The sequence below is a fragment of the Escherichia sp. Lx600-2 genome (assembly GCF_036662595.1).
GTDB classification, from domain to species: Bacteria; Pseudomonadota; Gammaproteobacteria; order Enterobacterales; family Enterobacteriaceae; genus Escherichia; species Escherichia coli.
Genome location: NZ_JAYQWM010000100.1, coordinates 1 through 11,000 on the forward strand (window position 1 = coordinate 1; position 11,000 = coordinate 11,000).

Annotated in this window: 9 protein-coding genes; all 9 read left to right on the forward strand. The window is 46.3% G+C overall.

Annotation, left to right across the window (positions count from 1 at the left end):
- Window positions 1-37: 37 nt before the first annotated feature.
- Window positions 38-2,236: a thiamine pyrophosphate-dependent enzyme gene (locus tag OQV04_RS21240; protein WP_129466995.1), complete on the forward strand. Its 2,199-nt coding sequence runs from the start codon at window positions 38-40 to the stop codon at window positions 2,234-2,236.
- A 10-nt stretch (window positions 2,237-2,246) separates the two neighbouring features.
- Window positions 2,247-3,755 carry an indolepyruvate oxidoreductase subunit beta family protein gene (locus OQV04_RS21245; protein WP_272678422.1) on the forward strand — a complete coding sequence of 503 codons (1,509 nt, stop codon included), beginning with the start codon at window positions 2,247-2,249 and terminating at the stop codon, window positions 3,753-3,755.
- A gap of 9 nt (window positions 3,756-3,764) precedes the next feature.
- The gene (locus OQV04_RS21250) at window positions 3,765-4,205 is read left to right on the forward strand and encodes an acyl-CoA thioesterase (protein ID WP_042848455.1); all 441 of its coding nucleotides are present in this window, start codon (window positions 3,765-3,767) and stop codon (window positions 4,203-4,205) included.
- Complete coding sequence (locus tag OQV04_RS21255; protein WP_240669291.1) at window positions 4,202-6,502, forward strand: bifunctional salicylyl-CoA 5-hydroxylase/oxidoreductase; 2,301 nt, start codon at window positions 4,202-4,204, stop codon at window positions 6,500-6,502. The genes OQV04_RS21250 and OQV04_RS21255 overlap by 4 nt, the downstream gene beginning before the upstream one ends.
- Before the next feature lie 29 nt (window positions 6,503-6,531).
- The gene (locus OQV04_RS21260; RefSeq protein WP_042848452.1) at window positions 6,532-7,659 is read left to right on the forward strand and encodes a cupin domain-containing protein; all 1,128 of its coding nucleotides are present in this window, start codon (window positions 6,532-6,534) and stop codon (window positions 7,657-7,659) included.
- 96 nt (window positions 7,660-7,755) lie between these two features.
- Entirely contained in the window at window positions 7,756-8,667 is a 912-nt protein-coding gene (locus OQV04_RS21265; RefSeq protein WP_042848451.1) for a fumarylacetoacetate hydrolase family protein, read from the forward strand.
- A gap of 9 nt (window positions 8,668-8,676) precedes the next feature.
- Window positions 8,677-9,708, forward strand: coding sequence for a carbon-nitrogen hydrolase family protein (locus tag OQV04_RS21270; protein ID WP_048608766.1), 1,032 nt, complete (start codon window positions 8,677-8,679; stop codon window positions 9,706-9,708).
- Window positions 9,705-10,460, forward strand: coding sequence for a maleate cis-trans isomerase family protein (locus OQV04_RS21275; RefSeq protein ID WP_042848448.1), 756 nt, complete (start codon window positions 9,705-9,707; stop codon window positions 10,458-10,460). Before OQV04_RS21270 ends, OQV04_RS21275 begins: the two co-directional genes overlap by 4 nt.
- A 73-nt stretch (window positions 10,461-10,533) precedes the next feature.
- Window positions 10,534-11,000, forward strand: a 467-nt coding sequence (locus OQV04_RS21280) for a MarR family winged helix-turn-helix transcriptional regulator (RefSeq protein WP_332642847.1), incomplete at its 3' end; no start/stop codon positions are given.

Here is an 11,000-nt window from a genome sequence, read left to right on the forward strand (position 1 = left end):
AGATAAAAACGTTCTGACGTTTACGGGTGAGGTAAAAATGGCTGAGCGATCGTTTATACAAGAAGTTGAAAAATTACGACAAGGGCAAGGGGAAACGTTTAGTGGTGAAGGCATTCTTGCTGTCACAAAAGCACTATTGGAATCAGGTGTTTCTTATGTTGCTGGCTACCAAGGTGCGCCTATTTCACACTTAATGGATGTACTTGCTGACGCACAAGATATTTTATCTGAGTATGGAATACGTTTTGAAAACAGTGCCAGTGAAGCAACGGCGGCCGCAACCCTCGCGGCTTCCGTGAACTATCCTCTTCGTGGAGCAGTGACTTTTAAAGCAACTGTGGGTACTAACGTCGCTTCTGATGCTCTAGCAAACCTAGCCTCCGGTGGGGTACTGGGTGGGGCACTGATCATTGTTGGGGAAGATTACGGCGAAGGTTCGTCTATTATGCAAGAGCGTAGCCATGCTTTCGCGATGAAGTCTCAAATGTGGCTACTTGACCCTCGTCCTAATTTGCCATCTATTGTTCAAGCGGTAAAAGATGGGTTTGATCTTTCTGAAGCGAGTAATACGCCTGTCATGTTACAGATGCGTATTCGCTCTTGCCATGTTCATGGGCAATTCATTTGCTCTGATAATCAACACCCTAAATTTACCGTAAAAGATGCCCTCGAAAACCCGACAAGAGACGTTAGCCGTATTGTTTTGCCGCCAGCAAGTTTCTTGCACGAAAAAGAAAAAATTGAAGCACGTTGGCCTGCTGCAATTAAATTTATCCAACAGCGTGAGCTGAATGAATTTTTTGCTGAAGACGCAGAAGATGTGGGCATTGCATTACAAGGGGGGTGCTATAACACGTTGATCCGCGCTTTAAATCAAATTGGATTAGCGGATGTTTTTGGTAACAGCCAAATACCGTTATACGTGATGAATGTGGCCTATCCTCTAATTGATGATGAATTTGAGCGTTTTTGCCGCAATAAAAAGGCCATTCTTATTCTAGAGGAAGGGCAACCGAACTTTGTAGAGCAAAACGTAGCAAATATCCTACGCCAACGAAATATTGATATTGAATTACATGGCAAGGATATGTTGCCGATGGCAGGTGAATACAATACAGCGACTGTGCTTGCTGGCTTGCGTTCTTTCCTTGAACATTACGGAAAAATTGAGCCTCAAGTTAAAGCCGCTGCAAAGCAAATCCGTATTCCAACCATTAACATTGCCACTCAACAGCTTGATGACCCTCTACCTGAATATGTGAATGCAGCAGAGCCAACATTAGATAGCTCGGTACATGCACGCCCACCCGGTTTTTGTACTGGCTGCCCAGAAAGGCCTATTTTTACTGCGATGAAACTGGTTGAACGTGAATTGGGTGAACACCATGTCAGTGCAGATATTGGTTGCCATTTATTTTCCATACTGCCTCCTTTTAATTTAGGTAATACCACCATGGGATATGGGCTGGGAGGTGCGGGTGCTGCGGCCTTGAATGCAAAAGCAGGGAAGCGCGCTATTTCAGTTATGGGTGATGGCGGCTTTTGGCATAACGGCTTAACCAGTGGTATTGCGAATAGCGTGTTTAATCGTAGTGATAATTTAACCATTGTTGTTGATAACAGCTATACATCAGCAACGGGTGGACAAGATATTCTTTCATCAACCGCTTTAAACCCAACGCGTAGCACGGGCCATGAAATCGAAAAGGCCGTGAAAGGGGTCGGTGTGAATTGGGTTAAAACCATTAAACACACTTATGACCTGAAAACCATGACTAACACATTACGTGAAGCTTTAACTACTGATGAGAAAGGGCCAAAAGTCCTCATTGCACAAAGCGAATGTATGTTGAATAAACAGCGACGTGAAAAGAAAAAGGTTCGTACTGATGTTGCTGCGGGTAAACGAGTCGTGCGTGAACGTTTCGGTATCGACCCTGATACATGTACGGGAGATCACTCCTGTATTCGTTTATCAGGGTGCCCATCTTTATCCATCAAGCCCAACCAAGACCCATTGAGAACTGACCCAGTTGCAACAGTAATGAATAGCTGTGTGGGCTGCGGCTTATGCGGTGAGGTTTCTCATGCCGCTGTTTTATGCCCTTCATTTTTTAAAGCCCAGATTATCACTAATCCAACTGGCTGGGACAAGCTATGCCACCGTATTCGAGGTTGGTTTATTGGTTATTTACAACGTCGTGATTCGCGTCGTCGTGAACAATTCAGTTTTTAAGGGGGAATAAATGCTTTCATCCTCAATAGCATTGCAGCCCATCAAAATAGCGATTTTAGCGATGGGTGGTGAAGGTGGCGGAGTTCTTGCGGATTGGATAGTCAATCTAGGCGAAGAAAATGGTTATTTTGCGCAAACAACTTCAGTACCTGGTGTTGCCCAGCGTACGGGAGCGACGATTTATTATGTCGAGTTATTTCCTGGCGCAGATAACTTACAAACGCCACGCCCAGTTTTAGCCCTAATGCCTATGCCGGGTGATGTTGATGTAGTACTGGCTTCTGAGTTAATGGAAGCGGGCAGAGCAGTTCAACGGGGTTTTGTTACACCAGAACGGACGACCTTAATCAGCTCGACACACCGTGTTTACTCAATTGCTGAAAAGTCAGCGATGGGAGATGGGCGCGTTGATAGCCAAGCACTTATTCGTCACGCAAGTTCATCTGCCCGCCAGTTTATTCATTTTGATATGTCACAAGCGGCACAGGATACAGGCAGTGTCATCAGCGCGGTTCTATTTGGTGCGTTGTTTGGTTCAGGGGTCTTACCCTTTAGCCGCACGCAATTTGAGGAAACGATTGTTCGTGGTGGCGTCGGTGTAAAACCAAGCTTGCGTGCTTTCGCATTAGGTGCTGAAAAGTCAGTACACCCGGAAGAGCCTTACCAAGCGCCATCAGCACAAAACGTGATACATACACCTAAAAACAAGCAAGTTTCAGCGTTACTAGCGCGTGTCGAAAATGAATTTTCTCCTCATGTGCATTATCTGGTCACCGAAGGCATCCGTCGGCTTATTGATTACCAAGACCCTGCTTATGCCACGTTGTACTTGAATCGCCTTAATAACCTGTTTGCGCAAAATGGTGGCCAAGATGAGCGGTTACAGCGGGCACTTGCACGCCATTTGGCCCTTTGGATGTCTTATGAGGACACCATCCGTGTGGCTGACCTGAAAATCCGTGATAGCCGATTTGCGCGAGTACGCGATGAAGTACAGGCAAAAGATAACCAATTATTGAATATCAATGAATTTATGCATCCACGCATTGAAGAAATCTGCGAAACGCTTCCCAAAAATTTAGGTCGCTGGTTAATGCGTCCACATTGGTTACACAAAGCGCTTCGCAAAGTGACAGAAAAAGGGCGCACCATCACTACCAGTTCTTTCTTTGGCTTTTTACAGTTGTATCTATTAGCTGCTTGGCGAAAAAGACGGCGTTCGACGTTACGTTATCAACTTGAAACACAACGGATTGAAAAGTGGCTAGAGCTAGTGGCTCAGGCTGCACAAACCAACCCTGCACTAGCTGCAGAAATTACGCAGTGCCAGCGTGTGGTTAAGGGGTATAGCGATACACATGCTCGAGGGTTGCGTAATTTCCAAATATTAATGGATATCGTTGCCCAGCAGGGTAGTAAGTTAGCGCCAATTAATTTGCGGGAACTGCGTGAAGCTGCATTGGCTGATGAACATGGAAAAGAATTAGAAAAATGTCGCCAACGGCTGGCTATAAATTAAGGGTAAATCATGAGCTTACTGAAATTTTCTAGACCACATAAAATTCATTTTTCGCAGTGTGACCCTGCTGGGATCGTTTTTTATCCCCAGTATTTTGTGATGTTTAACAACCTACTTGAACACTGGTTTGATGAACTCATTCCTCAAGGGTTTGCCGGTTATATCCTTGAACAACGGTTTGGGTTGCCGACCGTACACTTAGACGCTGAGTTTACCGCGATTAGCCGTATGGGGGATGAAGTGATGCTAGAGCTTCATGTCGAACGTATTGGTAGCAAATCTTTGACCTTACGTCAGCGCTGCATAGGGCGAGAGGGGGAATTACGCATGCAAGTGACACAAACTTATGTCACCACCTCGCTAGTGACACATCAAGCTATTCCTATACCCGACATTCTGTATCAGGCGTTAACTGCTCAACAACCCGTAAGCGCAAAAGGGGAAATATGATGAATATTGTATGTATTGGTGGTGGGCCGGCAGGCTTGTACTTTGGGTTACTGATGAAACGGCAAAATCCCCAAAATCGGGTTGTGGTAGTGGAACGCAATCGGCCATATGACACTTTTGGGTGGGGGGTCGTATTTTCAGATGCAACACTGCATAACTTACGCCGTGCAGACCCTGAGTCGGCAGAGACCATTGCTGCGGAATTCAGTCACTGGGATGACATTGATGTGCATTTCAAAGGGACTTGCCACCGCAGTGGGGGGCATGGCTTTATTGGTATAGGGCGTAAAAAATTACTCAATATCTTGCAAGACCGCTGCCTTGAACTAGGTGTCGAGCTAGTATTCGAAACTCAAGTCACGGACGATCAAGACATCGCCCGTCAGTACCAAGCCGATTTAGTCATTGCGTCCGATGGTATTAACAGCGCGGTACGTACGCGTTATGAAGAGGTATTTAAACCAGATATTGACCCGCGTCGTTGCCGTTTTGTTTGGTTAGGTACTAAAAAGATTTTCGATGCATTTACCTTCCTATTCGCCGAAAATGAACACGGTTGGTTCCAAGTTCATGCCTATCAATTTCAAGAAGGGTTATCAACCTTTATCGTTGAAACGACAGAAGAAACTTGGCTAAAAGCAGGTATTGACCAGATGTCGCAAGAAGATGGGATTACCTACTGTGAAAACTTGTTTGCTCCATGGCTTGAAGGGGAAAAATTGATGGCTAATGCTGCGCATTTACGTGGCGCAGCAATTTGGATCCGTTTCCCGCGGGTCATTTGTGATAACTGGGTACACTGGACTCAACCAACATCAGGGAAAGATGTACCTATCGTGTTAATGGGGGATGCGGCTCACACTGCGCACTTTTCTATCGGTTCAGGCACCAAATTAGCCTTAGAAGATGCGATTGAGCTGTGTGAAAGCCTGAAAACTGCAAAAGGTGATTTACGCAATGGGCTAGCACATTATCAGCAAGTACGTAGCGTGGAAGTCCTGAAAATTCAGAATGCGGCGCGTAATTCCACCGAGTGGTTCGAAAATGTTAGCCGCTATGAAAACCTTGCTCCCGAGCAGTTTGCTTATTCTTTGTTAACGCGCTCTCAACGTATTTCCCATGAAAATTTGCGTGTTCGTGATACTCCTTGGCTGGAAAAATACGAACAGTGGTTCGCTGCGCAAGCGGGTGTCACACCGCCAGTCAATATACCGCCAATGCTGACACCTTATCAGTTACGTGGGGTTACCTTGAGTAACCGTGTGGTGGCTTCACCGACCTTATTATACAGCGCCAATCAAGGCGTGGTTGAAGACTTCCATTTGGTACACCTAGGGAGCCGTGCGTTAGGAGGAATAGGGTTAGTCATGGCAGAAATGACGGCTATCGCCCCAGATGCACGTGTCACTGAGGGGTGTGCTGGGTTATGGAATGACGAGCAAGTCTCGGCTTGGCAGCGCATAACGACTTTTATACATCAAAATACCAGTGCCAAAATTGGTATTCAATTGGGTCATGCTGGGCGTCGAGGGTCAACTCAGCGTGGTTGGGAAAATGAAAACCACCCGCTGAAAGAAGGGAACTGGTCACTAGTTTCTGCTTCTGCTCTACCGTATTTACCCAATATTTCACAAACACCGGCAGAACTTACTGAAGCACAAATGGCAATAATAACTAACCAATTTGTCGCCGCTGCCAAGCGTGCTGAGGCAGCAGGGTTTGATTGGCTTGAATTACAAGCTGGTCATGGTTATTTACTGTCGAGCTTTATTTCTCCATTAACCAACCAACGTACCGATGTGTATGGCGGGGTGTTAGAAAATCGCCTGCGTTTTCCATTGGCAGTGATCAGCGCAGTACGCCAAGTGTGGTCAAAACCATTGTCAGTACGTCTTTCCAGTACCGACTGGGTAGATGGGGGGACCACTGTAGATGATGCGGTGCAAATTGCTCGTGCGATGAAACAAGTGGGAGTCGACATGGTGGATTGTTCTTCAGGGGAGGTTTCGCCGCAACAGCAGCCGGTGTATGGCCGGATGTACCAGACACCAATGGCTGACCGCATTCGTAACGAAGCCGGGGTCCCGGTGATCGCCGTTGGGGCGATCACCGACGCTGACCAAGTTAACAGCATTATCGCAGCAGGGCGGGCAGATTTATGTGCATTGTCGCGTCCATTGTTATCTGACCCAGCATGGTTATTACATGAATGTGCTCGCTATGGCTGGGAAACACAGTGGCCAGCAGCGTATGAATACGGGCGCCAACAGCTTACCCAATCGTTGAGGTCACGCTAAGGGCGTTGGCAAATGAAGAGGAAAATAGCATGAGAACACAGTCCCATGACCAATATCGTGAAAATGTGGCGGGTCGAGCTGATGTAGCTGACACCCCTGAACTTGTCGCGTATTACCAACAACTGGATGCACTAAAAACTGGCGCTTTATGGACAGTCGCAAACAAAATAGAGCCGTGGCAACCTCAGTCTAGTTCTGTGCCAGTTTTGTGGCGTTACCGTGACCTACGTGAGCATGTGTTGCGTTCGGTGGAATTAGTGACCCCAGAAAAAGCAGGGCGTCGTGTGATTTACCTGAATAACCCCGGTCGTCAAGATGTGGCGGCCGCCGTGGGGTGGTTGTATTCCGGTCTGCAAGTCATGCATCCCGGAGAAGCCGCTTCTGCTCATGCTCATTCCTCTTCGGCGTTGCGTTTTATTATGGAAGGTCGTGGTGCTTATACCATCGTAGAAGGGCAGAAAATGATGCTAGAAGCTAACGACTTTGTACTCACACCTAACGGCACATGGCATGAGCATGGGGTAGCGGAAGATGGTTTACCGTGCATTTGGCAAGATGGCCTTGATATTCCATTGGTTAATGCCATGGAAGCCGGTTTCTATAAAGTTCACCCTGATTTACACCAAGTACAGACACGCCCACTTGATTACCCTGTTGGCATGTGGGGCGGCACTGCGTTAAGGCCACATGATATCGGCTGGGATAAACCGTATTCCCCATTATTTAAATACCAATGGGGGCCAACTTACGATGCATTACGTCGTGCGGCAAAAGTCGCGGATGGCTCGGTATTTGATGACATTTTGATGCACTACACCAACCCATTAACGGGAGGGGCAGTGATGCCGACAATTGGGGCCAGTATGCAATTGCTACGACCGGGGTTTGTGGGCAAAGCCCATCGCCATACGGGGAGCTTTATTTATCAAGTTGCGAAAGGCCAAGGTTATTCAGTGATTAATGGCCAGCGCTTTGATTGGCAAGAGCGTGACATTTTCTGCGTACCGTCGTGGATGTTCCATGAACACGTCAATATTTCACAAACGGATGACGCATGTCTGTTTTGTTTTAATGATTTACCCGTGATGCAGTCTTTAGGCCTGTATTACGAAGAAGCCTTAGTAGATAACGATGGGCACCAAAAGGTGGCCTCTTAACAGGCTGAGTTATTGATAACAATTTTGTCTGGTTTTAATTAACTAATTTTACGTGAAACTGAGTGCAATTCTAAGTGGCACTCAAGGAGAAATCATATGCGCTTAATAACTTACCGTTCTGATGTAACTGCCGCTGCTCGTTTAGGGGCTATTGTTGACCAGCAAGTCGTGGATTTAGCTCGTCTAGCTGAAGAACAGGGGCAATATCTACCAGATAATATGTTGGATTTTATTGATTTAGGCCCTCAAGGCGTACGTGTGGGTACTGAGTTGCTTAATATCTACCAAGGGTTATTTCCTGCGGGTACGGCATGGCCAGTGCAAAATGTGAAAATTTTAGCGCCTATTCCTCGTCCGCGTAAAAATATTTTTGGCATAGGTTTAAATTATGTAGAGCATGTTGCTGAGTCCAGTCGTACTTTAGATACTTCGAAAGAATTGCCTAAACAACCGGTTATTTTTTCTAAACCGCCAACGACCGTAATTGGCCCTGGAGATGCTATCGAACATAACGGGCAGATCACCCAACAATTAGATTGGGAGGTCGAACTTGCTGTGGTCATTGGGACTCGTGCGAAAAGGGTTGCAGCTAAAGATGCCCTCAATTATGTATTTGGTTATAGCTTGATGATAGATATGAGTGCGCGTGATTGCCGCCGTGCTGGGCAATGGATTTACTCTAAAGGGCAAGACACTTATGCACCGTTTGGCCCATGTATTGTAACTGCTGATGAAATCCCTGATCCCCATAATTTAAACCTGAACTTAAAAGTGAATGGTGTGACCAAACAGGATTCAAACACCCGTCATATGTTATTCAATGTGAATACATTGATTGAAGATATCAGCCAAGGTATTACGTTAGAGCCAGGGGATATTATTGCTACTGGGACGCCTGAGGGGGTTGGTGCGGGGCGTTCTCCTCAAGAGTGGGTTTGGCCGGGGGATGTGATAGAGGCCTATGTTGAACACATTGGTGAATTGCGTCATCCGGTTGTGTCAGTGTAAGGGGGAAGCATGTTAGAACTTCAATGTTTTAAAGCAGCAGCAGTACAGGCGGCTCCTGTCTTTTTAGACACTGACGCAACTGTGGATAAAGTGTGTCGGTTAATTGAGGAAGCCGCAGATAACGGTGCAAAATTAGTGGCTTTTCCAGAGGTTTTTATTGCAGGCTATCCGTATTGGAGTTGGGTAATGAACCCAATTGACGGCAGTCCGTGGTTTGAAAAACTGTGTAAATCGGCAATCGAAGTTCCGGGGCCGGAAATTCAAAAAGTCGCGCAAGCTGCGGCACGCCATCACATTAACGTTGTTATTGGGGTCAATGAGCGCAGCCCTACAGGCATCGCGACTTTGTACAATACATTAGTCACCATTTCGGATGAGGGGCAAATTTTAGGCCGTCATCGCAAACTGGTACCGACATGGGCGGAAAAACTGACGTGGGCCAATGGGGATGCCTCTTCATTAAAAGTGCACCAAACGAGTATTGGGCCATTGGGGGCCCTAGCGTGTGGGGAAAATACCAATACCTTAGCGAGGTTTGCTTTATTAGCCCAAGGGGAATTAGTGCATATCGCCAGCTATATTGCTTTACCCGTTGCGCCAAAAGATTACGATATGGCGGATGCTATTCGTCTGCGCGCTTCTGCACACTGTTTTGAAGGCAAAGTATTCACCATTATTGCTTGCTCAACAGTATCAGAGGAAATTATTGAGGCGATGTCTGCCTCTCATCCAGAAGCCCGTGACTTACTGGCGCGGCCTAATAGTGCTTTTTCTGGCATTATCGGCCCTGATGGGCGGGTGATTGGTGAACCATTGGTTGACAAAGAAGGCATTGTGTATGGTGAGATTGATTTGAATCGTTGTATTCAGCCACGGCAAATGCATGATATTACTGGGCACTATAATCGGTTTGATATTTTTGATTTACAGGTAAATCGTCGCCCGCTGACTGCTGCACGCTTTAATCACCAAGGGCAAGATATCGATGAATTAAATGTTTTTCCCAGCTCAGAAGAACCGTTTGGGGGGGTAGGGCAATGAATTTAGTGCGAACATATCGGATCGGGCAAATTGTACCTTCATCCAACACCACGATGGAAACGGAGATCCCGGCTATATTACGGGCTAGGGAAGCTCTATTTGCTGAGCGTTTTACTTTCCACTCAAGCCGTATGAGGATGCAAAAAGTCACCAAAGACGAATTGGCAAAAATGGATTCAGATAGCGACCGCTGCGCACTTGAATTGTCAGATGCTGCTGTAGATGTGCTGGGATATGCTTGCCTAGTGGCGATCATGAGCATGGGGAACGGTTACCATCGGGTCTCTGAAAAACGCTTATTTCAACGCACCATGGATAATGGCCATCCAGCTCCAGTTGTAACTAGTGCAGGGGCATTAGTGGAAGGGTTACAAGCTATTGGGGCAAAAAAAGTGTCTATCTTAACGCCCTATATGAAACCTCTCACTCAGTTAGTGATTGATTACATAGAAAATGAAGGCATTGAAGTGGTGGATAGCATTTCACTAGAAATCCCTGATAACTTGGATGTGGGGCGGCAAAACCCGCTAGCTCCCGTTGAAATCACCAAAAAATTGAATACGCAAGTGGATGCTATTGTGGCTTCCGCTTGTGTACAGATGCCTTCGTTACCGTCAATACAGCTTATTGAAGACCGCGTAGGGCTACCCGTATTATCGTCTTCGGTGGCTACCACGTATATGATGTTGAAAAAGTTGGGTTTAGAGACTGGTATTGGTGGGTTTGGTTCATTGCTAAATGGTAAGTTTTAGCTGAATTATTGCTCTTTTCTGTTACTCTTTGAGGGGCGGTGATTTAATGCATAGTGCTTATCAAGGGGAGCAAATGCCAGATTCAAAAATTTTTGTTGATCATTATTTGCCTGCCCTGCTTGGGCAGGCTTGGATGCTGGTCTCTTCAGAGTTTCACGCGACCGTGGAAACCAAAGGGCTTTCTGTATTGGAATGGCGGGTGTTATCCACATTAGCAGGTAATGGGTCTATGGGGATCACTGAGCTTTCGCAAAAAACAGTGAGTAAGCAGCCAACAATTACACGTGTGCTACAACGACTTGAACAGCAAGGGCATGTGATCCGCCATAATAACCATAATGGTAGTGATAAACGAATAACATTAGTTAGCGTGACATCGAGCGGGATGTCATTAGTTGATGATCTCCTTATCGCAGCACAGCAGCATGAAGAAGCTGTTTTAGCACCGCTAGGTGTTCGTAAAAGTAAAATGCTTAAGCAAATATTGCGGGAGCTGATTGAGCGCCATAGTTTTGAGGGGAACAATATAGATAAACGTCA

What these genes read in the sequence shown, in the direction of transcription:
- OQV04_RS21260 (WP_042848452.1), top strand. Translation starts at nt 6,532, where the DNA reads ATGAGAACACAGTCCCATGACCAATATCGTGAAAATGTGGCGGGTCGA.
- OQV04_RS21255 (WP_240669291.1), top strand. Translation starts at nt 4,202, where the DNA reads ATGATGAATATTGTATGTATTGGTGGTGGGCCGGCAGGCTTGTACTTT.
- OQV04_RS21240 (WP_129466995.1), top strand. Translation starts at nt 38, where the DNA reads ATGGCTGAGCGATCGTTTATACAAGAAGTTGAAAAATTACGACAAGGG.
- OQV04_RS21265 (WP_042848451.1), top strand. Translation starts at nt 7,756, where the DNA reads ATGCGCTTAATAACTTACCGTTCTGATGTAACTGCCGCTGCTCGTTTA.
- OQV04_RS21270 (WP_048608766.1), top strand. Translation starts at nt 8,677, where the DNA reads ATGTTAGAACTTCAATGTTTTAAAGCAGCAGCAGTACAGGCGGCTCCT.
- OQV04_RS21245 (WP_272678422.1), top strand. Translation starts at nt 2,247, where the DNA reads ATGCTTTCATCCTCAATAGCATTGCAGCCCATCAAAATAGCGATTTTA.
- OQV04_RS21275 (WP_042848448.1), top strand. Translation starts at nt 9,705, where the DNA reads ATGAATTTAGTGCGAACATATCGGATCGGGCAAATTGTACCTTCATCC.
- OQV04_RS21250 (WP_042848455.1), top strand. Translation starts at nt 3,765, where the DNA reads ATGAGCTTACTGAAATTTTCTAGACCACATAAAATTCATTTTTCGCAG.